This window comes from Acetobacter zythi, from assembly GCF_963921165.1.
Lineage (GTDB): Bacteria > Pseudomonadota > Alphaproteobacteria > Acetobacterales > Acetobacteraceae > Acetobacter.
This window is the reverse complement of the sequence record NZ_CAWUEO010000023.1, coordinates 56,997-79,507: the sequence shown is the minus strand read 5'-3', so window position 1 is coordinate 79,507 and position 22,511 is coordinate 56,997. Positions and strand designations below refer to the sequence as shown.

24 protein-coding genes and 2 tRNA genes are annotated in these 22,511 nt (G+C 60.0%); 15 read left to right on the top strand and 11 right to left on the bottom strand.

Features of this window, described 5'->3' with window-relative positions; all coding sequences use genetic code 11:
• Window positions 1–47 precede the first annotated feature (47 nt).
• Window positions 48–2,192, top strand: coding sequence for a hypothetical protein (locus tag AABE20_RS08970; RefSeq protein WP_338332740.1), 2,145 nt, complete (start codon window positions 48–50; stop codon window positions 2,190–2,192).
• A 47-nt stretch (window positions 2,193–2,239) separates the two neighbouring features.
• Here AABE20_RS08970 and AABE20_RS08965 read toward each other — a convergent pair whose 3' ends face one another.
• Window positions 2,240–2,728, bottom strand: coding sequence for a kinase inhibitor (locus AABE20_RS08965; RefSeq protein WP_338332739.1), 489 nt, complete (start codon window positions 2,726–2,728; stop codon window positions 2,240–2,242).
• A gap of 14 nt (window positions 2,729–2,742) precedes the next feature.
• Window positions 2,743–2,955, bottom strand: coding sequence for a hypothetical protein (locus tag AABE20_RS08960; RefSeq protein WP_338332738.1), 213 nt, complete (start codon window positions 2,953–2,955; stop codon window positions 2,743–2,745).
• 166 nt (window positions 2,956–3,121) lie between these two features.
• Between AABE20_RS08960 and queA the strand changes: the two genes are divergently transcribed.
• Genes queA through AABE20_RS08940 form a run of 4 tightly spaced genes read left to right on the top strand, consistent with a single transcriptional unit; the run spans window position 3,122 to window position 6,791 of the window.
• Complete coding sequence (gene queA, locus AABE20_RS08955) at window positions 3,122–4,183, top strand: tRNA preQ1(34) S-adenosylmethionine ribosyltransferase-isomerase QueA (RefSeq protein WP_338332737.1); 1,062 nt, start codon at window positions 3,122–3,124, stop codon at window positions 4,181–4,183.
• A 47-nt stretch (window positions 4,184–4,230) separates the two neighbouring features.
• Window positions 4,231–5,391: a tRNA guanosine(34) transglycosylase Tgt gene (tgt, locus tag AABE20_RS08950; protein WP_338332736.1), complete on the top strand. Its 1,161-nt coding sequence runs from the start codon at window positions 4,231–4,233 to the stop codon at window positions 5,389–5,391.
• A 45-nt stretch (window positions 5,392–5,436) separates the two neighbouring features.
• Window positions 5,437–6,549: a tRNA epoxyqueuosine(34) reductase QueG gene (gene queG / locus AABE20_RS08945; protein ID WP_338332735.1), complete on the top strand. Its 1,113-nt coding sequence runs from the start codon at window positions 5,437–5,439 to the stop codon at window positions 6,547–6,549.
• Window positions 6,546–6,791: a ribbon-helix-helix domain-containing protein gene (locus AABE20_RS08940; RefSeq protein WP_338332734.1), complete on the top strand. Its 246-nt coding sequence runs from the start codon at window positions 6,546–6,548 to the stop codon at window positions 6,789–6,791. Before queG ends, AABE20_RS08940 begins: the two co-directional genes overlap by 4 nt.
• 49 nt (window positions 6,792–6,840) lie before the next feature.
• On the opposite strand, the gene AABE20_RS08935 is transcribed toward AABE20_RS08940, so the two are convergent.
• Both AABE20_RS08935 and AABE20_RS08930 read right to left on the bottom strand, forming a co-directional pair.
• On the bottom strand, window positions 6,841–7,713 hold the full coding sequence (locus AABE20_RS08935) for a PhzF family phenazine biosynthesis protein (RefSeq protein ID WP_338332733.1): 873 nt from the start codon (window positions 7,711–7,713) through the stop codon (window positions 6,841–6,843).
• Between the two features lie 102 nt (window positions 7,714–7,815).
• Window positions 7,816–8,757 carry a ketopantoate reductase family protein gene (locus tag AABE20_RS08930; RefSeq protein ID WP_338332732.1) on the bottom strand — a complete coding sequence of 314 codons (942 nt, stop codon included), beginning with the start codon at window positions 8,755–8,757 and terminating at the stop codon, window positions 7,816–7,818.
• Between the two features lie 116 nt (window positions 8,758–8,873).
• Here AABE20_RS08930 and AABE20_RS08925 point away from each other — a divergent pair, with 116 nt between their 5' ends.
• The 3 genes from AABE20_RS08925 to AABE20_RS08915 all read left to right on the top strand — a co-directional run bounded on the left by AABE20_RS08925 (window position 8,874) and on the right by AABE20_RS08915 (window position 11,441).
• Window positions 8,874–9,701, top strand: a complete 828-nt coding sequence (locus AABE20_RS08925; protein ID WP_338332731.1) for a TerB family tellurite resistance protein — start codon at window positions 8,874–8,876, stop codon at window positions 9,699–9,701.
• A 242-nt stretch (window positions 9,702–9,943) separates the two neighbouring features.
• Window positions 9,944–10,792: an MlaA family lipoprotein gene (locus tag AABE20_RS08920; protein WP_338332730.1), complete on the top strand. Its 849-nt coding sequence runs from the start codon at window positions 9,944–9,946 to the stop codon at window positions 10,790–10,792.
• A gap of 25 nt (window positions 10,793–10,817) precedes the next feature.
• The gene (locus AABE20_RS08915) at window positions 10,818–11,441 is read left to right on the top strand and encodes an MlaC/ttg2D family ABC transporter substrate-binding protein (protein ID WP_338332729.1); all 624 of its coding nucleotides are present in this window, start codon (window positions 10,818–10,820) and stop codon (window positions 11,439–11,441) included.
• A gap of 67 nt (window positions 11,442–11,508) precedes the next feature.
• Here the strand turns inward: AABE20_RS08915 and AABE20_RS08910 are convergent, their stop codons facing one another.
• From AABE20_RS08910 to AABE20_RS08900, 3 genes are all read right to left on the bottom strand, one after another.
• Window positions 11,509–12,006, bottom strand: coding sequence for a GNAT family N-acetyltransferase (locus tag AABE20_RS08910; RefSeq protein ID WP_338332728.1), 498 nt, complete (start codon window positions 12,004–12,006; stop codon window positions 11,509–11,511).
• A 58-nt stretch (window positions 12,007–12,064) separates the two neighbouring features.
• A complete protein-coding gene (ettA, locus tag AABE20_RS08905) occupies window positions 12,065–13,744 on the bottom strand; it encodes an energy-dependent translational throttle protein EttA (protein WP_338332727.1) in 1,680 nt (559 codons plus the stop codon).
• Window positions 13,745–13,822: 78 nt separating this feature from the next.
• Window positions 13,823–13,896: transfer RNA gene (locus AABE20_RS08900), tRNA-Ile, on the bottom strand.
• 157 nt (window positions 13,897–14,053) lie between these two features.
• Here AABE20_RS08900 and ppa point away from each other — a divergent pair.
• The 3 genes from ppa to AABE20_RS08885 all read left to right on the top strand — a co-directional run bounded on the left by ppa (window position 14,054) and on the right by AABE20_RS08885 (window position 15,814).
• A complete protein-coding gene (gene ppa / locus AABE20_RS08895; RefSeq protein ID WP_338332726.1) occupies window positions 14,054–14,581 on the top strand; it encodes an inorganic diphosphatase in 528 nt (175 codons plus the stop codon).
• Window positions 14,582–14,755: 174 nt separating this feature from the next.
• Window positions 14,756–15,580, top strand: coding sequence for a DODA-type extradiol aromatic ring-opening family dioxygenase (locus AABE20_RS08890; RefSeq protein ID WP_338332725.1), 825 nt, complete (start codon window positions 14,756–14,758; stop codon window positions 15,578–15,580).
• 157 nt (window positions 15,581–15,737) lie between these two features.
• A tRNA-Asp gene (locus tag AABE20_RS08885) sits at window positions 15,738–15,814 on the top strand.
• Window positions 15,815–15,946: 132 nt separating this feature from the next.
• Here the strand turns inward: AABE20_RS08885 and ahpD are convergent.
• Window positions 15,947–16,474 carry an alkylhydroperoxidase, AhpD family gene (gene ahpD / locus AABE20_RS08880; protein ID WP_338332724.1) on the bottom strand — a complete coding sequence of 176 codons (528 nt, stop codon included), beginning with the start codon at window positions 16,472–16,474 and terminating at the stop codon, window positions 15,947–15,949.
• Between the two features lie 200 nt (window positions 16,475–16,674).
• The gene (locus tag AABE20_RS08875) at window positions 16,675–17,217 is read right to left on the bottom strand and encodes a peroxiredoxin (protein ID WP_165991085.1); all 543 of its coding nucleotides are present in this window, start codon (window positions 17,215–17,217) and stop codon (window positions 16,675–16,677) included.
• Between the two features lie 167 nt (window positions 17,218–17,384).
• Between AABE20_RS08875 and AABE20_RS08870 the strand changes: the two genes are divergently transcribed.
• The 3 genes from AABE20_RS08870 to AABE20_RS08860 all read left to right on the top strand — a co-directional run bounded on the left by AABE20_RS08870 (window position 17,385) and on the right by AABE20_RS08860 (window position 19,308).
• Window positions 17,385–18,314 carry a hydrogen peroxide-inducible genes activator gene (locus AABE20_RS08870; protein ID WP_338332723.1) on the top strand — a complete coding sequence of 310 codons (930 nt, stop codon included), beginning with the start codon at window positions 17,385–17,387 and terminating at the stop codon, window positions 18,312–18,314.
• Between the two features lie 166 nt (window positions 18,315–18,480).
• Window positions 18,481–18,606, top strand: coding sequence for a type B 50S ribosomal protein L36 (ykgO, locus tag AABE20_RS08865; RefSeq protein ID WP_003625637.1), 126 nt, complete (start codon window positions 18,481–18,483; stop codon window positions 18,604–18,606).
• Between the two features lie 3 nt (window positions 18,607–18,609).
• Entirely contained in the window at window positions 18,610–19,308 is a 699-nt protein-coding gene (locus AABE20_RS08860) for a tetratricopeptide repeat protein (RefSeq protein ID WP_338332722.1), read from the top strand.
• A gap of 6 nt (window positions 19,309–19,314) precedes the next feature.
• On the opposite strand, the gene AABE20_RS08855 is transcribed toward AABE20_RS08860, so the two are convergent.
• Together AABE20_RS08855 and AABE20_RS08850 are read right to left on the bottom strand one after the other, a co-directional pair.
• The gene (locus AABE20_RS08855) at window positions 19,315–20,217 is read right to left on the bottom strand and encodes a prephenate dehydrogenase/arogenate dehydrogenase family protein (protein WP_408740822.1); all 903 of its coding nucleotides are present in this window, start codon (window positions 20,215–20,217) and stop codon (window positions 19,315–19,317) included.
• Window positions 20,218–21,288 (bottom strand): lysylphosphatidylglycerol synthase domain-containing protein, encoded by a 1,071-nt coding sequence (locus AABE20_RS08850; RefSeq protein WP_338332721.1) that lies wholly within the window; start codon window positions 21,286–21,288, stop codon window positions 20,218–20,220.
• A 215-nt stretch (window positions 21,289–21,503) separates the two neighbouring features.
• On the opposite strand from AABE20_RS08850, the gene hpnA reads away from it, so the two are divergent.
• Entirely contained in the window at window positions 21,504–22,499 is a 996-nt protein-coding gene (gene hpnA / locus AABE20_RS08845) for a hopanoid-associated sugar epimerase (RefSeq protein WP_338332720.1), read from the top strand.
• The last annotated feature ends 12 nt before the right edge of the window (window positions 22,500–22,511 follow it).

The window sequence follows — 22,511 nt, the reverse complement described above, 5'->3', positions numbered from 1 at the left end:
TTAACCGCCATAGTGCCGGGTGTGCCGCTTGAACCAACGGGGTCGGCATGGCGTTTTATCTTCTCTCTTTTCATGGCGCTCTGGTCGGCTTTACCGGCCAGCGCCTGCACCCGCTCTGCCCCACGGCGGGCACAAACCGTACCACCACCCCCGTTGCGCTGGACGCGCAGCACAACGCGCTCGCCCCCGGCGGGGCCTTTGTGCGTGCCCAACCCATAACCACCGTTGCCCAACGCCCCCTTGTGGCGCTCCGGGCAGGCAACGCGTATCTTTCCAGCAGAAGCCCCACACAGTTTGACGCCGTGCCCCTGTGCGCCACGTGGGAGCATTTTCTGCTCATTACCCCCGAACTGGCCGAACTACTGCGCACCCTGCTGCGGGGCACATGGCATGATGGCCGCACCTTTGTGGGGCAGCCGACCTGCACGGGCCATGAGCTACGCCTTGGCCCGCATACATGGCCGGTGGAGCAGCTACAGGCAGAATTGCGGGCCGACACACTCACCCTTTGGAGCACTACCGCCCCCCAGAAGGTCACGCTAACCGCGTGCCCCTCCCGCGTATTGGAAAACCTGCTCGAAAACGTGACCGAACTGCTGGACGTTGGTGCATTCCGCCGCGCACTCAGCCCATGGGCCACGGTGGAGGACGTGCGCGAACAGGTTCTTAAACTCAGCATCACCCCTTCGGCCATTGCCCCATGTATTGGTCTGGCACAGCTCTGCTGCCAGTGCGGGCAGGGGGAGTTGGGCATGCAGTTTGCGGTTTATGCCCAGTCTTTTGCGCAAATGGCCGATCTGGTGTGGTTGCAGGCCCTTATTGCCCTGCGCCTGCATGACCACGCGCGCGCAGCCGACCTGCTGGCCGTGGCCCTGCGCGAGCGCTACCCCAAGCAGGATTTTTCAGCCACGCTACCCGCACTCCTGACCCGCCTGCGGCAAGGGGAGGACGCACTGTTGCTGGTGCCCGACATGCTGTACGAGCACGACCTTCCCGGCTTTGATGAACGGTTTGACACCCTGCTGGTGCCCATGCGGCTGGCCGCCAGAAACGGCCCGGACATCCGCCAGATATACGCCATGCTGTTCGAGAACGCCTACCAGCGGCTCAACACCGCCACGGACCTGCGGCTGCTGGAAACTGAAGCCCGCCTGAACGGCCTGAGCTGGTGGACCGAAACCGCCATGGGCCACACAAGCTGGCTCGCCGGACTTATGGCCGAAGCCGATGCCCACTACGCCATTGCCCGCCGCCTTGCCTTGCAGGAAGGGGCCATGCCCTCGCCCGATAATGCGGGAATTTTCTCGTGGCTGAGCGCGCAGGAATGCAACAAGATGGCCAGCCGCGCCATACCGGACCGCACGGGTGTCTCACGCTGGGAATGGCGGTTCAGCCCGGCGGGCACACCACCCGCGCTCTGCCTTGTTTTTGCGTGTGACAGTGCGAATTTTCACCTCCTGCCCGGCCTTATCCTGTCCTTGCTGCAAGCCTACCGGCAGGACCGCTCAAGCGGGCCGGTGCAGCTTTGCATTGGCGTTGCCAACCCCAATACCGAGCAACTGGCCTTTTTACGCACCATTGCCGATTGGCTGGAACAATACGCCACCAGCCTGCGCCTGAGCTTTGGCCATGGCCCCACCGCCGAACGGGATACGGCATTAGAACCCGCATTACGTTACCTTGTGCTGCCAGACATTGTGGCCCGGTTCCGCTGCCCGGTCATGACGGGGGATTGCGCGGGGTATTTTCCCGCCAATACAGCCACGTTGCTGCGCACGCTCAAAAACACCGCCACTTACGGGTTTGACCTGGCACTCTTCAACCATGATGGTCGCCAGAGCCACGGCACGCCGTGGGGTATTGGCACGGATACAGCCTATTTTGGCGAGCCTGAACGCCTGCCCGCTATTGCCGCGTTTATGAATGATTACCTGAACACCGTTTATACGCCCAAAAGCACGGTCCATACCGCCATGGACCGCTGCGCGCTGGCGCAAATGCTGCGCCACTTTATTCTACCCCGCTGGAGCAGCCTGTCCGTCCGGTTTATGAACGAAGGAGCACCCGTGCTGGTCATGCCCGCAGGGAGCATTGCGGCTGGCGCTATGCTGGCCTCCCAGGCCGATGTGCTGCACGATCTGGCAGTCCACACCCCACGCCGGACCACAAAACCCAACCCGCCAACGGCCTGACCGGCCAGCCCCGCACAGGCTGGCCGTGTACTGCGCGCCAGTGTTGGTTACTGACTGCCGTAAAGGGCGGTCAGGCTGGCCGCCCCCAGCTTGTGGTGGTGCACCATAAACCCGACCAGTGCCGGGCTTGCATCGGGTGTTATGTCCAGCTTTGGCACGTCCAGCGCGTACACCGTAAACACATAGCGGTGCACATGCCCTGCGGGTGGTGCGGCCCCGCCATAGCCGGGTGCGCCAAAATCGGTGCGAACCTGCACGGCCCCTTCTGGCAGGCTGGCCGTACCCGACCCCGCTCCCTGAGGCAGGGATGTTGTGGTGGGGGGAAGGTTCACCACAACCCAGTGCCACCAGCCAGAGCCAGTCGGGGCATCGGGGTCATAGACCGTAACCACAAAGCTCTTTGTTCCCTGTGGCGCGCCGTGCCACTGAAGCGGGGGAGAAAGATTCTGCCCGCTCTGGCCCATACCATTGTAAACTTGGGCCTGCGGCAGCACATCCCCATTGGCAAAAGCCGGACTTGTCAGAACAAACGCCATGGCGGACGCTCCCCTTACCAGTTCTTGCTGATCAGCCAGAACTCTTCGGATGTCAGGGTCACACGTTCGCCGGATTCGGCGGCGGCACTGGCCAGCGCTTCAATCCGTTCAATCATGATCACCTTGCGAACATGGGTTTCGGATGTTTCCTCACTGGTTTTAAGAACACCGAGCGAAACACCAGAAGCCTTGGCCACACGGGCCGCATCAAGCAGAGCATAGGACATACCGGGACATCTCCTTACGTAAACTATGGGCCAAAGCGGAACTGGCTGTGGCCTCTCCACACCGAATCTGGCCTTCCGTAGCCATATGCGCAAGCCCCGTGGCGTGGAGGCAGACCTCCCTTTCCCTCTGGCATTGCGCTGCCCTATTGCGTAAACCCGGCACACCATGAGCAACCGCACCGAAGATTTTGACTTCCACCTCCCCGACGCCCTGATCGCGCAGGAGCCTGCCCGCCCGCGTGAATCCGCACGCCTGCTGGATGCAACCGCGCCGCACACACTGGTGGACCGCCATGTGCGCGACCTGCCAGCCCTGCTGCGCGCGGGGGACCTGCTGGTGGCCAACAACACGGCGGTCATTCGCGCACAGCTCCATGCCCTGCGCGGAGAGGCCAAAATTGGCATAACGCTCGACCAGATCCGCCCCGATGGCACATGGCACGTACTGGTGCGCAATGCCCGCCGCCTGAAAGTGGGAGATACGCTCACCTTCCCCCATTCAGACCAGACGGCACAGGTTATGGCACTCGAACCCGGAGGCGGGGCAAACCTGCGCTTTTCGTGCGAGGGAGATGCATTTGATGCGTTTTTGCAAACAGCGGGCGCTCTGGCACTCCCCCCCTACATCCACCGCCCCAATGGCCCCACGGCGCAGGACAGCAAGGACTACGCCACCATTTTTGAGCGTTACAAAGGGGCTGTGGCCGCCCCCACCGCCGGGCTGCACTTTACGCCAGACCTGCTGGCCGCAGTGGATGCCACAGGGGCCGAGCGATGCACCTTAACGCTGCATGTCGGGGCTGGCACGTTCCTGCCCGTGCGTGCGGATGATATTGCACACCACCACATGCATTCCGAACACGGGGTTATCACGCCCGAAACGGCCGCACGCATTAACGCCACACGGGCGGCGGGGGGGCGTATTATTGCCGTTGGCACCACCACCTTGCGCCTTTTGGAAAGTGCTACGGATGAGCACGGCGTTGTGCACCCGTTTGCGGGGGAGACGGCCATTTTCATCCGTCCCGGTTACCGTTTTCGGGCTGTGGATGTGCTCATGACCAACTTCCACCTGCCACGCTCCACCCTGTTCATGCTGGTCTGCGCCTTTGCGGGGCAGGAACGGGCCAAAGCGGTCTATGCCCATGCGCTGCACACCGGCTACCGCTTTTATTCCTATGGCGATGCCTGTCTGCTCACATGCGCAAACAGCATCCACGCCAGTTAAAAAAAACACTCCCGCCCTCCACAGCCTTACCCCACAAGGACCACCCGATGAGCCGTTTCCACTGGACCTGTGAAAGTACTGATGGCGCCGCCCGCGCGGGCATGCTGCACACAGCCCACGGCCCCGTGGCCACGCCAACCTTCATGCCCGTGGGCACTGTTGGCACGGTCAAGGCCATGACCATGGACGCCGTGCGCTCCACAGGGGCGGGCATTGTGCTGGGCAACACCTACCACCTTATGCTCCGCCCCGGTGCCGCACGGGTGCGCGCATTAGGGGGGCTGCACCGCTTTATGGACTGGTCCGGCCCTATTCTGACCGATTCGGGCGGCTTTCAGGTTATGTCCCTTGGGGCATTGCGGCGGCTGGACCAGGATGGAGTGACCTTCCGCTCCCATATTGATGGATCGGAGCACCGGCTAACGCCTGAAAGCTCAACGGGCATCCAGCATGATCTGGATGCCACCATAACCATGTGCTTTGACGAATGCCCCGCACTCCCCGCCCCACCCGAGGCCATTGCCGCCTCCATGCGCCTGTCCATGCGCTGGGCAGCCCGCTCGCGCGAGGCGTATGTGCTGCGCGCGGGTTACGGCCAGTTTGGCATTGTGCAAGGCGGTACGGAAACCGACCTGCGTGCCGAAAGTGTAAAGGCCCTGACCGATATCGGGTTTGAAGGCTACGCCATTGGCGGTCTGGCGGTGGGCGAAGGGCAGGAGCTTATGTTTGCAACGCTGGACACCACAACCCCCATCATGCCGGCTGACAAACCACGCTACCTTATGGGGGTTGGCACGCCAGACGACCTGCTCGGCAGCGTGCAGCGCGGGGTGGATATGTTTGACTGCGTCATGCCCACACGCGCGGGCCGCACGGCACGGGCTTATACCGAGCGGGGTACGCTCAACCTGCGCAACGCCCGCCACGCCACGGACGCCCGCCCCATTTCCCCCCATTGTGACTGTCTGGCCTGCACACGCTACAGTCGCGCGTATCTGCACCACCTGTTCCGCGCGAACGAAATTTTGGGGCCAATGCTGCTCACATGGCATAATATCGCCTACTATCAGCGCCTCATGCGCCAGATCCGTCAGGCTATTATGGACAAAAATCTGGACACCACAGCCACACGCATGCGCGCCGAATGGGCTGCACAGGACTGGACGGAAGATGAAATGCCACAGCCCCACATTCCCCCCATTCCCTAAAACCTCCATAAACCTGACCAACCCATCCGGGCCGACCCTGCGCGCATGACAGAGGCTTCATCTCCCTCCGCCGCCCCCACGTCTGATGCAACCAATGCACGCAGCCGCCTTGGGGCGCGCATACGCGCAAAGGCGCTGGAACTGGGGTTTGACGCCATTGGCTTTTGCCCGGCCACACTGGGGCCGGAGGCACGGATGCGTTTGCAGGATTTTCTGGCCAACGGGTACCACGGACAAATGGACTGGCTGGCCGACCGTACGGAGCAGCGCAGCCAGCCCACAGCCTTGTGGCCCGAAGCCCGCACGGTTATTGCCCTTGGTCTGTCCTACGCCCCACCGGACGATGCTCTGGCAACCCTGCAAAACCCCAACTGCGGCAATATTTCCGTCTATGCCCGCCACAGGGACTACCATGATGTGGTCAAGGGCATGCTCAAACATCTGGCCCAGTTTGTGGTGCGCGAGGGCAGGCAGGCAACCACAGCGGCACCCGAGGTCAAAGTCTTTGTGGATACAGCCCCCGTGGCCGAAAAACCTCTGGCCCACAAAGCCGGGCTGGGGTGGGTTGGCAAACACACCAACCTGGTCTCCCGCCAGCATGGAAGCTGGCTGTTCCTGGGCGAAATCTACACAACACTCGACTTACCAACATCCGCCCCTTCGGGTGGTGGGTGCGGCAGTTGCACCCGCTGCCTGAACGCCTGCCCCACGCAGGCTTTTCCCGCCCCTTACCAGATGGATGCACGGCGCTGCATTTCCTACCTGACCATCGAACATGCAGGCCCCATACCGCTGGCCCTGCGCCCCCTGATGGGCACCCATATTTATGGCTGTGATGACTGTCTGGCCGTCTGCCCGTGGAACAGGTTTGCCCAAGCGGCACACCACATCAAACTCCAACCCCGCGCAGACCTGATCGCCCCTGATCTGGCCACCCTGAGCCAACTGGATGATGCGGCGTTCAGAACCCTGTTTTCAGGCTCGCCCATCAAACGGATCGGGCGGGACCGTTTTATCCGCAATGTGCTGGTCGCCATTGGCAATTCCGGCAGGGCGCACCTGCTGCCCCACGCCCATGCCCTAACAACCGACCCAGACCCGGTTGTGCGCGACGCCGCATACTGGGCTATTGCCCAGCTTGAAAGCCCCCGGACATGAGCCGACACTTACGCAAACGCAGCCTGATACTGGCCGGGCATGATACAAGTGTGGCACTCGAACCCGCCTTCTGGAGCGTTCTGGAAGACATGATTGCCCACCAGAACGTCACACTGGTGCAACTGGTCACGCAGGTGGACGCAACCCGTGCGCCAGACCAGTCTTTGGCATCCGCCCTGCGGGTTACGGCACTGCAATGGCTCCAGCAGCAAGTGGGCACAAACCCGCAAACCCGCCTGTAAATCCCGCGCGGTACGTCATGGGCACACTCTGCGCCAGAAGCCCGAACACCTACCCAGCCAGATACCCCTCGACCGTGCTCACGCACTGACCACCCACCTGCACCGCCCCATCGGGAGCAACCTGCACTTTCACCCGGCCTGCGCGCCCAACACAGCGCCCCTGTGTTGCACTGTAATGGACCAGACCGGGCGGCAACAGGCCATGCACATGCCCGAACACGGCAACACTGCCATTGCCGCTGCCACATACGGGGTCTTCCGCCACCCCCTGCGAGAAGGCAAAAGAGCGGACTTCTATGTCTTCGCGCCCCTCACCATGGGGAGCAAACACGCTTATGCCCGTAGCCCCAAGCCGGTTTTCAAACACCACAGACCGGGCCGAATCGGGCTGTAGAGCCAGAAGCTGCTCCACCCCGGCCAGACGGGCCACAATCCAGACCGGGCCAACATCAATACGCAAGGGGCGGGCCACACGGTCCACCCCCACGCCCAGAATGGCCTCCAGTTCCTGTGTGTCGGCCTCATCCAGCGCCGTCTGGCTGGCCGGGGGCAACGCGAAGGATAGCACGCGACCAGCCCCGCAGCCCTCCACCTTGAGTGCAACAAGGCCCACGCCACATTCCTGCACTAACTGGCCATTGCGCGGCGTGGCGCGCCCGGCCTCCAGCACCGCATGGGCACTGCCCAGAGTGGGGTGGCCTGCAAAGGGCAGTTCGCTCCGGGGGGTAAAAATACGAAGCCTGTAATCCGCCACCGCATTCTGGGGTGGGAGCACAAAGGTTGTTTCCGACAGATTGGTCCAACGCGCGATGGCCTGCATGGCGGGGGTGTCCAGCCCCTGTGCATCCAGCACCACGGCAACCGGGTTGCCCGTAAAAGGTGTTTTGGTAAAAACATCCACAACCCTGTAAGCACGTTTCATAAAACTTCTCGCATAATACTGTATAAAATAGAAAAATCCGGGCAAACGCTGCGTTTATGGGGCGATCATTCCCAGCCAAGCGCGGCCCAGGGTCTGGCCAGCTTATGCCTGTGTGGGTCTTATGGCGGACAGCAGCCCCAGAATAAGCCGGTTAAGGGGCACATCAAGCCCATGCCGCTCAGCCGCGCGCACAATGGCCCCGGTTATGGCGTCATATTCCAACGGTCTGCCGGCCTGCCGGTCCTGCAACATGGATGTTGCGCTCTCAGGCGGCACACTCTGGAGCCATGCGAGGGTCTCATCCACATGCTGCGCGGTCAGTGCGGCCCCCTCCGCCTGCCCAACCCGCGCCACTTCGGTCATGACCTGCCGGGCACTGGCCACAAAGTCTGGTTCGCGCATGACCCCCGTATGCCGGCCGCACAAGGTCGTCAGCGGGTTGGCGGCACTGTTGGCCAGCAGCTTGGTCCAGACCACTGTGGTCATATCCTCCGCCGTGGTTACGCGCAGCCCCCCTGCCTGCAAGGCTGCACTCAGGTCCTGTGTCTGCCTGCTGGCGGGCAGGCACAGATCGGTCGGACCGATTCGGCGTAAGACCGAACACCCCGGGGCGGACCGTTCAGCGTTAAAATAAACAATGGCAGGCAGCCCCACCGCCTTTGGCGCGTAGGCGGCAATGCGCTCGCACTGCTCCAGACCGTTCTGGGCGACCAGAATACGCGCATCGGCCCGGTTGAGGGCGACAATCCAGTCCGCTACATCGGCAGTCTGGTGCGCCTTGACCGCCACAATGGCCACCCTACACCCCGCCAGTTCCGCCGGAGTGCGGGCATGCTGAACCGGGTAGTCGGCCCCATGCCCCGCCCCCTGTCCCACCTCATGCACCCGCAGGTGCGCAAACGGGTGGCGCGCACCACAGACCAGCACCTTCCACCCCGCGCGGGCAAAGGCCGCAGCCACAACAAGCCCCACCGCACCGGCCCCGATCAGGGCAACCTCCGGCTGCTGCGCGGGTGCATGGTGGGGAAATGTCTGTGTTCGCATACTTCATCCTTCAGGTGCGTGTTGCGCCCAATGCGATACTGGCACATTGCTGCCCAGCCCTTGCAGCCCCCCTGCGCAGGCTAGGGTTCCGTTCCAGAACATGATAAAAGAACCCTATGGCGATATGGGGCAAAATATTTGGTGGTGTTACCGGCTTTGCCGTTGGCGGACCACTGGGCGCGGCTTTGGGCACAGCTTTGGGCCATGCGGCCGATAGCGGCACATTGCTAAACCCCCCAGCCGTTGGCTGGAGCGACCGATGGGCCGCCCGCGCCCGCCCGGACCCCAACGGGGCTGCTGCGTTTGTAGCGGCCAAGCTGGCCGCCACCTTGGGCAAAAAGGAACAGCTCTACGGGCTGACATGCGTTATCCTGTGCGCCAAGCTGGCCAAATGCGATGCCCCGGTAAACCGGCGGGAGATCAACGCCTTCAAAACCCGATTCCGGGTGCCAGACGAAAACATGCGCGATATTGGCCGCCTGTTTGACATGGCCCGCCAGAGAACGGACGACTACGAAGCCTTTGCCCGTGAACTCGGGCAGGCCTACGGCAAGGACAAGCCCCCTCTGGAAGACCTGATGGGGACTTTGTTTGCCATTGCCCGCGCCGATCTGGCGGCGGATGAACCCCTTGCCCCCGAGGAACTGCGCTTTCTCAAACGTGTGCATGCTCTTTTCGGGCTGGGGCGTGGTGCATGGGAGCGGGCCGAGCAGGGCCGCGCCCGCGCCGCCATGGGCGAAGAGGACGCCTATACCGTTATGGGGGTCAGCGCGTCCCTCTCCAACGAAGACCTGCGCGCGCACTGGAAAAAACTCGTCCGGCAGTACCACCCCGATGTTATGGCCGCGCGCAACGCCAGCCCCGAGGAGGTGCAGGTCGCCTCGGTCCGCATTTCCAAAATCAATGCGGCATGGGATATCATCAAACGCGAACGGGGGCTGTAATGCCGGATTCCCTGTTGCCATCACATCCTGAGCAGGATGTGCGACTTTCTGGCAACAGCGATTGCAAAAATCTGTTCTTCCCGGCAAAAAGGCAACATGCAAAGGGCTATTTTTGTCCCCTGCCCTCTACGCAGAGAAGCCCTGCCATTGCACCCTGCGTTTCTCATGGTAGAGAAGGCAGCAATAAAACAGGTCTGCCCGGCAGGCCATGCGGACGTCACAAGGCAAAGGTAAAGGTGGCAATGATTTCAGGACGGAACGGCTCACGGCTCCGCCCTCGCGCACAGGATCAGCATGATCAGGCGCGGGAAGGTTCCTCGGTACATCGCCGTTTCCGTCTGGGAACACTCTGCCTTGGTCTGGTGCTGCTCGGCACGGCCGGGTGCAGTTCCATAAAAGCCCCCGTTCCCACGGACCCGGACGCTCTGGCCGAATACAAGGCCGCCAACGATCCGTATGAACCGTTGAACCGCAAAGTGTTCAACCTGACCATGAAGTTCGATACATGGGCTTTGCGGCCAGTTGCCAAAGCCTATGTGTGGGCCGTGCCGCGCCCTGTGCGGAATTCGCTGGGCAACATGATCACAACCATGAACGAACCCTCCGTCTTCTTTAACGACGTTGGGGCAGGCAAGCCCCGCCGTGCGGGGGACTCGTTCGTGCGGTGGTGCATTAACATGACCGTGGGTGTTGGCGGGCTGATTGACGTAGCCAAAATGGCTGGCTTCCCCCACCATGATAACGATGCGGGCCTGACCATGGCCAACTGGGGCATTTCCTCCGGTCCCTACCTGTTCCTGCCCATGGGGCCGTCCTCTTTCCGTGACGGCATTGGGTATGGCATTGATCAGGGGCTTTCCCCGTGGGATTACGTGCCGCGTGGTTATGGGCTTGTCAGCTTTAACTGGGCCTATAACATGATGGGCGTTGTGCATGGCCGCTCCGAGCATCTGGAAGATCTGGATGCCCTACAGCGTGATGCGCTGGACCCATACGCCACCATTCGCAGCGCTTACCAGCAGCAGCGCAAGGCACAGGCCGAGGCCATTAAAAATGACCGCCGCGCCACCGTGCCAGACTGGTATCAATAACTAACAACAAAAAGGTAGCGCAGACATGAAACTCCTTTCTGGTCGCCGTATTGTTCTTGCCACTCTGGCCCTGACATGCGCCAGCGGACTGTTTGCCCTGCCTGCCCGTGCAGCGGATAACGCCAAACAGTTTATTCAGAACTTTGGCACACAGCTTGTCGCCATTGTGAACAGCCCTGTCCCGCTGTCTGAAAAAAAGACCAAGGTTCTTCCACTGGTTCAGAAGAACGTGGATATTGACGGCATTGGCCGCTACTGCCTTGGCCGTTACTGGAAAATTGCCACCCCCGAACAGCGGCAGCATTATCTGGCGCTGTTCCATGAGGTGCTGGTCAACGCCATTACCGACAAGCTGGGTGAATACCGTGGCGTTAGCTTTACCATTGGTGATGTGACCAAATCTGGTGGTGAAGATTCCGTCAATGCAATCCTGCTGCGTCCGCAACAGCCGCCTGCATCCATGCAGTGGGTTGTCAGCTACGACAACGGGCAGCCACAGGTTGTAGACGTGGTGGGCGAAGGGGCCAGCCTGCGCCTGACACAGCGCAACGACTACTCATCTTTTATTGCCCGGAATGGCGGAAGCGTTGCAACACTGCTGTCCGCCCTGCAAAAGCAGTTGGACCGCCACAATCAGGCCAGCAACTAAACTGGTAGAACAGTCTGGGGGACCTCCCCCATAATCTGGAAGAAAGGCACCTTATGGGTGCCTTTTTTTATGCACGTTTGCTTTCGTACACCATCATTGTCTGGCCATTTCTGGCAAATGTTTCGCACACATGCATGCCTATGCTGCCCAGAATGGTACGCGATGCCACGTTACTTTCCGCCGCAACGGCAATAACCCGATGTAACCCCGCATCATGTGCAAAGTTGAGGGCCGCATTGGCTGCTTCGCGCGCAATACCGCGCCCCCTTGCACTTGCAAACAGGGCAAAGCGTAGGCCAAAGCCCCGTCCATCCGGGCGGTCATGGATTCCGGTCATGCCAACAAACTGGCCATTTTCATGAATGGTAAAAATACCAACGCGATGACAGGCCCAAAATGCAATGTCATCCGCCATCTCGTGCTCTGCCTGCTGGCGGGTGCAAACACCCCCCAGCATCTGGCCAAAAGCACCGCCATCGGCCTTCAGGCGCACCATATCTTCCATATCCCGCCATGTGACGGGCTTAAGGAGCAGGCGAGGTGTTCTGACCGAGCGTAAATCCACCGCTCAGCCTCCGTAACAGAGGAAGGCCCCATAATGGAGCCTTCGCACTGCCATGCCTTTAGCGGGCAAGCGGTTTGTAATGGATACGTCCCGGCTCTGTGGCGTCCGGGCCAAGGCGGCGGCGCTTGTCTTCTTCATAAGCCTGGAAGTTACCTTCAAACCACTCAACGTGGGAATCACCCTCAAACGCCAGAATATGTGTTGCCAGACGGTCAAGGAACCAGCGGTCATGGGAAATGACCACAGCGCAGCCCGCAAACTCGGCCAGTGCATCTTCGAGCGCACGCAGGGTATCCACGTCCAGATCGTTGGTCGGTTCGTCAAGCAGGATAACATTGCTTTCCTGCCGGAGCATCTTGGCCAGATGCACACGGTTACGCTCACCACCGGAAAGCACACCAACCTTTTTCTGCTGGTCGGAACCTTTGAAGTTGAAGGCCCCTACATAAGCGCGCGAAGGTACCGCCCGCTTGCCCAGATAGATCACATCCGTTCCGCCGGAAATTTCTTCCCACACGGTTTTATCGGGTGAAAGGTCATCACGCGACTGGTCAACATAGCCGAGCTTGACCGTCTCCCCGATCTTCAGCTCACCCGAATCCGGCTTGTCCTGCCCGATGATCATTTTGAACAAAGTGGACTTACCCGCGCCATTCGGCCCGATAACCCCCACAATACCGCCCGGCGGCAGCTTGAAGTTGAGGTTATCAATCAGCAGGCGGTCGCCAAAACCTTTGCTCAGGTTGTCGGCCTCAATAACCGTGCCACCAAGGCGGGGGCCGGGGGGAATAACAATGTCGGCCACACCGCCCACCCGTTCGGCACTGGCGGCCAGCATTTCCTCGTATTTGGCAATACGGGCTTTACTTTTGCTCTGACGGGCCTTGGGGCTGGCATTAATCCACTCCTGCTCGGCAGCAAGGGCACGCTGGCGCGCACTTTCTTCTTTTTCTTCCTGCGACAGGCGCTTACGCTTCTGTTCCAGCCACGAAGAATAGTTGCCTTCGAACGGAATGCCGCGGCCACGCTCGATTTCCAAAATCCAGTTGGTCACGTTGTCCAGGAAGTAGCGGTCATGGGTAATGACCATAACCGTGCCGTCGTAGTCACGCAGGGTTTTTTCCAGCCATGCAACGCTTTCGGCGTCCAGATGGTTGGTAGGTTCGTCAAGCAGCAGCAGGTCGGGTTTTTCCAGCAGCAGGCGGCACAGGGCCACGCGGCGGCACTCACCCCCGGAGAGTTTTTCTACCGAGCTGTCCGCAGGGGGGCAGCGCAGGGCATCGAGTGCGATCTCCAGCTTGCGGTCCAGTTCCCAACCATCGCCTGCATCAATTTTTTCCTGCAATTCGGCCTGTTCGGCCAGCAGGGCGTTCATTTCGTCGTCTTCCATGGGTTCTGCGAACCGGGCGGAAATCTCGTTAAAACGATCCACCGCTTTTTTCAGGTCACCAAAACCCAGAGCAACGTTTTCCCCCACGGTCAGCTTGGGGTCCAGCTGGGGTTCCTGCTCAAGGTAGCCAACACGGGCACCTTCGGCCGCCCATGCCTCGCCGCCGTATTCCTTGTCGATCCCGGCCATGATTTTGAGCAAGGTGGACTTACCCGCCCCGTTAACGCCCAGAATACCAATTTTGGCACCGGGGACGAAGGACAGGGTGATCCCCTTGAACACTTCGCGCCCACCGGGATAGGATTTTGTCAGATCCTTCATCACATAGACGTATTGATAGGATGCCATGATGATGAACTCCCGTTATGCGGAATAAACTGAAAAAAAATTAAGCGGCCACAGGCTGCGCTGCTGGCTGGAACAGCCTGCGCCCGGCAGGACTTGAACCCGCAACCAAGCCGTTATGAGCGGCCCGCTCTAACCAATTGAGCTACGGGCGCGCAGGCGTGTCTGTGATTACGCAACCAGAGCCATTTGGCAAGGGTCTGGGGGAGGAAAATCCATATATCACCCGTTTATAATCCGGCTCTTGGCAAGCCGCAGACGGGCGGATAGGGTCTGCACCATTCCCATTATTTATCGGTTGGAGCAGTGTTCATGGACGTTTCCAAACTTTCCCCCGGCAAGGATGTGCCGTTCGACATTAATGTCGTGATTGAAATCCCGCAGGGTTCCTCTGTCAAATACGAAATTGACAAGGAAAGTGGCGCCCTGTTCGTTGACCGTTTTCTGTTCACGCCCATGGCTTACCCAACGGCTTACGGCTTTATCCCCAACACACTGGCCGCCGATGGCGACCCCACGGATGCACTGGTTCTGACCCCTTCCAATGTGGTGCCGGGCAGCGTTATCCGCTCCCGTCCGATTGGCGTGCTGAAGATGGAAGACGAATCCGGGCAGGACGAAAAGATCATCTGCGTCCCGCACGACAAGGTGCACCCCGAGTTCTCCAAGGTCGAAACCATTGCGGACCTGCCCGAAATTACGGTCAAGGCCATTGAACACTTCTTTACCCGCTACAAGGACCTTGAAAAAGGCAAGTGGGTTAAAGTGACCGGCTGGGGCACGAAGGAAGAAGCAGGCGACTTTATTCTCAAGGCTCTGGAAGCCGCCAAAGCGAAGTAACGCCCAACACACACTTCCATTGCGGCAGGCACGCCAACCCATTGCCTGCCGCACACCATGGTCACACCATGAGTGTGAAATATATTCCGTACGTTGCGGATTATCAGCCTGCCAGTTTTACGCCATGCTCTGAACAGCACCCAAGACCCCTCCTTCTGTTCAAAGGTGACGTTCATGTCCGCCACTGGCCCTGCTGCTTCCACCCTCCCCAAACAGCCAACCCTGTTCATCCCCCATGGGGGTGGTCCCTGCTTTTTTATGGACTGGCCACAGACATGGGACCGTATGGCGGCTTTTTTGCGCGGCCTGTCTGACACACTCCCCCAAAAGCCGGATGCTATTGTGGTGGTCTCGGGCCATTGGGAGGAACAGGTCGCCACGGTCATGTCCGCACCCAAGCCGGGGCTTATCTACGACTATTACGGTTTTCCGCCCCACACCTACACGCTGCAATACCCGGCACCGGGGAACCCCGCTCTGGCCGAGCGCATACGCGCCCTTCTTGGGCAGGCGGGCCTTGCCAGCGCCGAAGATAGCGGGCGCGGATTTGACCACGGCGTGTTTATTCCATTCATGCTGGCCTTTGCGCAGGCCGACATTCCCATTGTGGAACTGTCTTTGCTCAAAACGCTGGACCCTGCGGAACATCTGGCCCTTGGTGCCGCACTGGCCCCTTTGCGCGCCAGTAATGTGCTGATTGTAGGCACGGGCCTGAGCTACCATAACCTGACCCACTTTATGAACGGCTCCCCCGTAACCAACCAGCCCGCAGCGGACTTTGATGCCTGGCTGACCCGTACGGCCTGTGCCCCACCACCACAACGCAACCAGCAGCTCACGCACTGGGCGCAGGCACCGGGCGCACGGCTATGCCACCCGCGCGAGGAACACCTGCTGCCGCTGATGGTGGCAGCAGGTGCCGCCGGGCAGGATTACGGCCAGCAGATTTACAGCGATACGGTGCTGGGCAAGGCGTTATCGGGTTATCGTTTTGGTTAATGGCGGTCTGTGCAGGCAATTCCGCACCATCCCCCAATGCCGCTCCGGCAAAAATGCAGATCTTTGCATTTTTTTATGAAATGCCTGTTGCCAAAGAAAAAAACATCGTTATAAAGCCCCACATACCGACACACACAACTGTTGAGTGTTGGAAAATGCGGGTGTAGCTCAGTTGGTTAGAGCGCCGGCCTGTCACGCCGGAGGTCGCGGGTTCGAGCCCCGTCACTCGCGCCACTTTCCTTTACAAATTGATCGTATCAGAAAGTGGCGCCGAGCGCCTTCCTGCGCACCACCAGAAAAGACTGATCAACCGGTCGCCAGAACGACCGGTTTGCCAAACCTTCCTCTACAAATCTTCTGCCGCGTTTACTTCTGCAAGGCATCCGCGCCCTGCAACGTAACCGCAACAGCATGCACAGTTGCCGCAATACGTGCAGCCGTCTGCACCGCAGCCGCGCCCAGTTCATCCCGCACGATTTTTTCGTGGCTGGTCACGCACAAGTCACATCCATTGATAATGGACACAGCCAGACACCACAGCTCAAAATCGGCCTTGTCCACACCGGGGTTGCCAATCACGCTCATGCGCAGTTGTGCTGGCATTTTGGCGTATTCACCACCCGCCATATGCACAAAGCGGTAGTAAATGTTGTTCATGCCCATAATGGCATTGGCGGACTGTGCAGCAGCCAGCGCCTGCTCGGACAGAGTATCGCGGAATTGGGCAACAATCTCACGCGTTACATCGTCATTCCGGGCGGCAAGGGCGGATGCAATAAAAGTGCCCGCAAGCTGCTGCGGGGTCAGGGCGATATCGCTTGCCAGAGAACCCAGATTCAGGCGCAGGTCCTTGGCGTAATCGGGAATACGGTCTTTGAGTGCATCGATAGACATGACTTTTTTCCATCGTGAATTATTTTGGGAAAATTATGCCAGACCAATACAGCGGGGCTGGGGCATATTCCGCGCAGCCTCAGGCTGGCCGGTCAGGCAGGCAGCCCTGATAGAATTATACGGTGGGTTACGGCAGGCCACACGTGGTGGCCGCCGCACCACCCCCGGCCCGCAAACGCGGACCGGAAAGTGCGTCAGGCTCAGACTTTGATAAAGTCTTCGCCCTTTTTCCAGTTACACGGGCACAGCTCATCGCTCTGCAGACCGTCCAGAATACGCAGGATTTCCTGCGGGTTACGACCAACGGACAGGTCGTTGACGGACACATGACGGATCACACCGTGGGGGTCGATCACAAAGGTTGCACGCAGGGCAACGCCCGCGTCCTTTGCCATAACGCCCGTGCCTTCGGTCAGTTCACGCTTGATGTCTGCCAGCATCGGGATCGGCAGATCCTTCAGGTCAGCATGGTGCAGACGCCAGTTCAGATGCACGAACTCGCTATCGATGGACACGCCATATACAACTGCGTCACGATCTGCGAAGTCCTTGGCCATTTTGCCAAAAGCTACGATTTCGGTCGGGCAGACGAAGGTGAAGTCCTTCGGCCAGAAGAACACGATTTTCCACTTACCGGCATCGGATTTGTCGGAAATCTGAACGAATTCGCCTTTCAGGCCTTCCGGCCCACCCGGAACGGCGGTCAGATCAAAGCTGGGAAATTTATCGCCAACGGTCAGCATATGTTTGCTCCTTGTTTTCTGGCACTGTGCCTGACCCGGCTTCAGGCCGGATCAGACGGTGCAAGTATGTATGACCCGCCTTTTTCATTTAATCCAATGAATATTTTATATAGGAACAATTGAATGTATCGATTAACCATTCGTCGGTTTTCAGGTAGGACTTGGCCATGCTTCCCCTCCCCTCCGCCCAACAGCTCCGCTACCTGATCGCTCTTTCCGAATTACGCCATTTTGGCCGGGCGGCGGCGGCATGCGCTGTAACCCAGTCCACCCTGTCCGCAGGGATTATGACACTGGAGCGCCAGCTTGATACGCCCCTGCTGGACCGCACCGTTGGCAAAAAGGTGGTTTTTACCCCTTTGGGGCATGAGATCGCCCTGAAATCCCGGCAGGCGCTCGCAGCACTGGAGGCCGTGCCCCAACTGGCCGCCGCAGCCCGTACCCCACTGACCGGCCCCTTACGACTCGGGATTATTCCGACCATTGGTCCGTTCCTTATCCCCCGTACGGTGCAGATTCTGCGCGAGCATTTTCCACGCCTGCTTTTATCCCTGACGGAAGACACCACCGAGCATCTGCTGGAAAAGCTCTCCCTTGGCCAACTGGACATGCTGGTACTGGCCATGCCCTGCCTGTGTGATGGCACGGAGACCCACCCCCTATGGCAGGACCCCTTTTACGTGATCATGCCCACGGACCACCCCTTTAGCGCGCTGGAGAGCGTACCTGTGGAGCGGTTGTCCGAGTACAATATGATTATGATGGAGGACGGGCACTGCCTGCGTGAGCAAACACTGGCTATCTGCCGCCAAAGCCCCAGCCGCAATGGTTCGGAAGGGGAAAGCGAACCCACCTTTACCGCCATGTCGCTCCACAGCATGGCGGAAATGGTGGAACTGGGGCTGGGAATCGCCATTATGCCCGCGCTGGCCATTAACGGGGGTATTCTGAAAAACCGCAAAATTACCGCCCGCCCACTGGCCGATGGCGCCACATGGCGCACCATTGGTCTGGCATGGCGGCCCCGCTCCCCCCGTGCCGCGGATTTTTCCACTCTGGCCAGCACACTGCTCACACTTGCCCTCGACCCCGCGTAAGGGGGCAGATCAGGCGGAACCAACACCACAAAACGCACTTTAACGCGCAAAATCAGCAAGAAAAATGCGCTATAAATGCGGGGAATATTGACTCAGCCGCACGGGGCCGGTATGTGCCGAGCCAACTTATTCATGCATTGAGCAGCATCGGCGGAGAATACGGGCCATGAAAATCAGAAATAGCCTGAAGTCAGCCAAGGTGCGCGACAAAGACTGCCGTGTGGTCCGTCGTCGTGGCCGGGTTTACGTGATTAACAAAAAGAACCCCCGCATGAAGGCCCGTCAGGGCTAATTCATGGTGGGTCTGGCCCTTACGGGCAAGCTTGTCATGACAATCATGCATAAAGCCCGTTCCCTCGGATACCGAAGGAACGGGTTTTTGTTTTGTGGCCTGTCCGTTGTACTCACCATAACGGCTGCCCCCGCCGTATGGGCACAGACGGCCTCCAAAACCTCCCCCGCACCTTCAGCCGCCACCACCCCTCCGCCACCAGCAGAGCACACTGGCGCCACGGCAGGGCAGATTGGCCAGTTGGTCAAGCTGCTGGCTCAGGCACCAACGCCTGAAGACGCCCATGCTTTGCAAGACAGGCTGGAGGCGCTACGGGCATCGCACCTTTCCCCCACCACGCAGCTACTGGTCCGCAGGGCTGAAAAAGACCTGACATCCGAAAAACCGGACGATGCGGTGGAGGATATGGGAGACGCCCTTGCTCTCCAGCCCGATCAGGCCATCCTATGGCGCACACGCGCGCAGATGCGCCTTGTTGCTGGCAACCTGAAAGGAGCCGTGGCGGATCTGGGCGAAGCCCTGATGCGCGATGGGGATGACGCGCAAAGCTGGAGCCTGCTGGCCAGTGTGGAAGAACATCTGAACGACGGTCAGGCGGCACTCAAGGCATGGCAGAAAGCCACGGCCCTTAACCCAATGCTGGACAGGAGCCACAAACGCTCCGAGTCCCTGCGGCTCAAGGCTTTTGGCCAGCCGACCTAAGCAGGTTCAGGCCTGTTTGTTCTCGATCAGGCTTTTGCGAATCTCGCGCCCACGTTCAATTTTGTTCACAATATAGTCCGCATCCCCCCAGCGGATGGCGCGGGCCATAGCCTGTGCATCTTCCATAAAGCGCCCGAGCATTTCCAGCAGGGCCTCACGGTTAGCCAGAAAAATATCACGCCACATAACGGGGTCGGAGGCGGCAATCCGTGTAAAATCGCGAAAACCCGAGGCCGCCAAGTCCAGCACCTCGGAGCGTGTTTCCCCCGCCAGATCATCTGCCGTGCCGCAAATGGTAAAGGCCAGAAGATGCGGCAGATGGCTGACAATGGCGCATACGCGGTCATGGTGTGCGGGGGTCATCTCCCGCAGGCGTGCGCCACAGCGTGTCCATAACGTGCGGATCTGCTGGAGGGCTTCGGGGGGAGTGGCCTCCAGCGGGGTCAACAGGCACCAGCGGTTTTCAAACAGGTCCACCAACCCCGCATCCGGGCCGGAAAACTCCGTACCCGCCATAGGGTGTGCTGGCACATAAGGCACGTCCGGCCGCAGGCTGGGAATAATCGCCTCGGTCACCGAAACCTTGGTGGAGCCTACATCGGTCAGCACCGCGCCCGGCTTCATGGCAGGAATAACCTGTGCAGCCACAGGCCCCATGGCCCCCACCGGCACGCACAGCATAACGCAGTCCGCCTGTGCGGCCGCAGCGATCAGGTCGGTTGTTGCTTCATCTGCAAAGCCCAGTTCCATCACGCGCGCGCAGACATCCGCGCTGTTATCCACCGCAATGAGCCTGCGGGCCAGATTGCCATGCGCCCTTGCGCGGCGGAGCACGGAAGAACCAATCAGCCCCGGCCCCACAACAACAAGTGTGTCAAACACAACAGGACAATGCGCCTCAACCACCACTCAGCTATCCTTCACCGGGTTGGAGGAGGCAGAATACCCCATGCCCTCGCCCGTGTTCGGGGCTGGCTGGGAGGGAGCATTCCGGCGCAGACCGCGCATTTCCATAAACTGCCAGAGTAGGAGAACGGGAATGCCAATCGTAATTTCCCGCCCACGGCGCAGCAGGGAAATACCGAGGGACAGGGACGGGTCTATGCCAAACGCATGGCCCAGAGCCATGTAAGCCCCTTCCTGCACACCCAGACTACCGGGGACCAGAAACCCAACGGACATAATGGCGCAGGTCACACCTTCCACCGCCACAGCGCCGGGGAAGGTCAGATGCGCGCCCAAAAAACGCGCCGTCAGCCACAGCATGCCCGCACTACCCAGCCAGCCAAGCAGATGGTAGCTGGCCGAACGGCAGATATGCCACGGGCGGCTCCATGCCGCCTCCATCCGTTCTTGCAGGTTATCGGCACCGGCCAGAATGCTGTCCCGCCATTGTGAGGCCAGACTGCGGGTCAACATCCCCCCGAACTTGCGGAACAGGTTACCACCATGCGTCTGCGTCCAGATAAAGCCTGCGGTCCCTGCAATCAGGAATACGGTGCCACCCACGACCGGCACCACAAACGGGCTGGACCGCTGGTGCGCCACAAGGCAGGCCACGGCCAGCAGCACAAACGCCACCTGCCCCATGACCTCGGTTGTAATATCCACAAGATTGGCGCAGGCGGCCTCGGGCAGTTCCACCTCCCTGTCCGATGCACGGTGTACACCGTGGCCAGAACAGGTGGCGCGAATGCCAATAACAATGCCCCCAACCTGCGAAAACGGCAGGCAGGTCGCGGCCGCGTCGCGCACCATGCGGGCAAGCAGCAGGCGCACATACCCAATTTCAGGAAAAGCAGCATGCCATGCCATGCCCAGCAGGCCATCCACGGCCAACTGGCAGCATACCATAAGCAGAAAGCCGCCCAGACCAATACGCATAACAGCGCGCAAAACGGAATCGAAACCGCTCCACGCCATTGCTGCCGTAACGACCACGAGCCCAAGAAAAGTGAGAAAAACCGTAAGCTTCTTCAAGGCCTCAGCTCTGTCCGCCTGTTACGCCCGCAGCTCCGTCACGCCCTTGGGCACGCCCGAAGCCCAACCGGGCGCATGTGTGAATGTTCCGCCCCCTTACACTACCACGGGGTCTGGCGCCACCTCGGGTGTCAGGATAAAGAAACAAACCAGCCGTTCGGGATTAACGCCCAACACCTGTTTTCTTTCAGCCCTCTACCGGGAGCGCATCCTTCATGACTGCTCATACGCTCGTAACCGGCGCAACTGGTTTTGTCGGTTCCGCCGTGGCTCGTACACTGCTGGAACGCGGTCATTCCCTGCGCCTGATGGTGCGAGAAGGCAGCGACCGTAGCAATATTGCCGACATTCCCGCCGAGCTGGTGGAGGGCGACCTGTCCCAGCCGGACACATTTGCGCGCGCGGTCCAGGGCTGCCGGTATGTTTTTCATGTTGCAGCCGACTATCGCCTATGGGTGCCCGACCCCGCCCCCATGATGACCGCCAATGTGGAAGGCACACGCCTGCTTATGCTGGCCGCCCAGAAGGCAGGCGTGGAACGGATTGTTTACTGTTCCTCCGTTGCGGCCCTTGGCCTGATTGGCGATGGCACCGTTGCGGATGAAAACACGCCGGTGGAAGAGCATGCCGTGATTGGCATTTACAAACGCTCCAAATACCGCGCCGAGCAGGAAGTGCTGCGCCTTGTGCGTGAGCTGAATCTGCCAGCCGTTATTGTTAACCCCTCCACCCCCGTTGGCCCGCGTGACATCAAACCCACCCCCACCGGCCAGATGATTCTGGACTGCGCGGCAGGCCGCATGCCCGCCTATGTCGATACGGGCGTGAACATTGTGCATGTGGATGACGTGGCAGAAGGTCATGCACTGGCCCTTGAGCGCGGCAGAATCGGCGAAAAATATATTCTGGGCGGCGAGAACTACCTGCTGCGCGACCTGTTCGCCATGGTGTCTGAAATCGCGCATGTGCCCCCGCCAAAGATCAGCCTGCCGCAGGAGGTCATCTGGCCAGTGGCCATTGTGTCCGAATGGCTGTCCCGCGCTTTTGGCTTTTCGCCCCGCGTCACGCGGGAGATGCTCGCCATGTCCCGCAAAAAAATGTTTTTCTCCTCCGCCAAAGCCATGCACGAACTGGGCTATGCGCCGCGCCCGGCCCGCATGGCGGTGGAAGACGCCATTACGTGGTTCCGTAATAACGGCATGCTTAAATAAGGGAGCGGTCCG

What these genes read in the sequence shown, in the direction of transcription:
- AABE20_RS08970 (WP_338332740.1), top strand. Translation starts at nt 48, where the DNA reads ATGGCGTTTTATCTTCTCTCTTTTCATGGCGCTCTGGTCGGCTTTACC.
- AABE20_RS08965 (WP_338332739.1), bottom strand. Translation starts at nt 2,728, where the DNA reads ATGGCGTTTGTTCTGACAAGTCCGGCTTTTGCCAATGGGGATGTGCTG.
- AABE20_RS08960 (WP_338332738.1), bottom strand. Translation starts at nt 2,955, where the DNA reads ATGTCCTATGCTCTGCTTGATGCGGCCCGTGTGGCCAAGGCTTCTGGT.
- queA (WP_338332737.1), top strand. Translation starts at nt 3,122, where the DNA reads ATGAGCAACCGCACCGAAGATTTTGACTTCCACCTCCCCGACGCCCTG.
- tgt (WP_338332736.1), top strand. Translation starts at nt 4,231, where the DNA reads ATGAGCCGTTTCCACTGGACCTGTGAAAGTACTGATGGCGCCGCCCGC.
- queG (WP_338332735.1), top strand. Translation starts at nt 5,437, where the DNA reads ATGACAGAGGCTTCATCTCCCTCCGCCGCCCCCACGTCTGATGCAACC.
- AABE20_RS08940 (WP_338332734.1), top strand. Translation starts at nt 6,546, where the DNA reads ATGAGCCGACACTTACGCAAACGCAGCCTGATACTGGCCGGGCATGAT.
- AABE20_RS08935 (WP_338332733.1), bottom strand. Translation starts at nt 7,713, where the DNA reads ATGAAACGTGCTTACAGGGTTGTGGATGTTTTTACCAAAACACCTTTT.
- AABE20_RS08930 (WP_338332732.1), bottom strand. Translation starts at nt 8,757, where the DNA reads ATGCGAACACAGACATTTCCCCACCATGCACCCGCGCAGCAGCCGGAG.
- AABE20_RS08925 (WP_338332731.1), top strand. Translation starts at nt 8,874, where the DNA reads ATGGCGATATGGGGCAAAATATTTGGTGGTGTTACCGGCTTTGCCGTT.
- AABE20_RS08920 (WP_338332730.1), top strand. Translation starts at nt 9,944, where the DNA reads ATGATTTCAGGACGGAACGGCTCACGGCTCCGCCCTCGCGCACAGGAT.
- AABE20_RS08915 (WP_338332729.1), top strand. Translation starts at nt 10,818, where the DNA reads ATGAAACTCCTTTCTGGTCGCCGTATTGTTCTTGCCACTCTGGCCCTG.
- ettA (WP_338332727.1), bottom strand. Translation starts at nt 13,744, where the DNA reads ATGGCATCCTATCAATACGTCTATGTGATGAAGGATCTGACAAAATCC.
- ppa (WP_338332726.1), top strand. Translation starts at nt 14,054, where the DNA reads ATGGACGTTTCCAAACTTTCCCCCGGCAAGGATGTGCCGTTCGACATT.
- AABE20_RS08890 (WP_338332725.1), top strand. Translation starts at nt 14,756, where the DNA reads ATGTCCGCCACTGGCCCTGCTGCTTCCACCCTCCCCAAACAGCCAACC.
- ahpD (WP_338332724.1), bottom strand. Translation starts at nt 16,474, where the DNA reads ATGTCTATCGATGCACTCAAAGACCGTATTCCCGATTACGCCAAGGAC.
- AABE20_RS08875 (WP_165991085.1), bottom strand. Translation starts at nt 17,217, where the DNA reads ATGCTGACCGTTGGCGATAAATTTCCCAGCTTTGATCTGACCGCCGTT.
- AABE20_RS08870 (WP_338332723.1), top strand. Translation starts at nt 17,385, where the DNA reads ATGCTTCCCCTCCCCTCCGCCCAACAGCTCCGCTACCTGATCGCTCTT.
- ykgO (WP_003625637.1), top strand. Translation starts at nt 18,481, where the DNA reads ATGAAAATCAGAAATAGCCTGAAGTCAGCCAAGGTGCGCGACAAAGAC.
- AABE20_RS08860 (WP_338332722.1), top strand. Translation starts at nt 18,610, where the DNA reads ATGGTGGGTCTGGCCCTTACGGGCAAGCTTGTCATGACAATCATGCAT.
- hpnA (WP_338332720.1), top strand. Translation starts at nt 21,504, where the DNA reads ATGACTGCTCATACGCTCGTAACCGGCGCAACTGGTTTTGTCGGTTCC.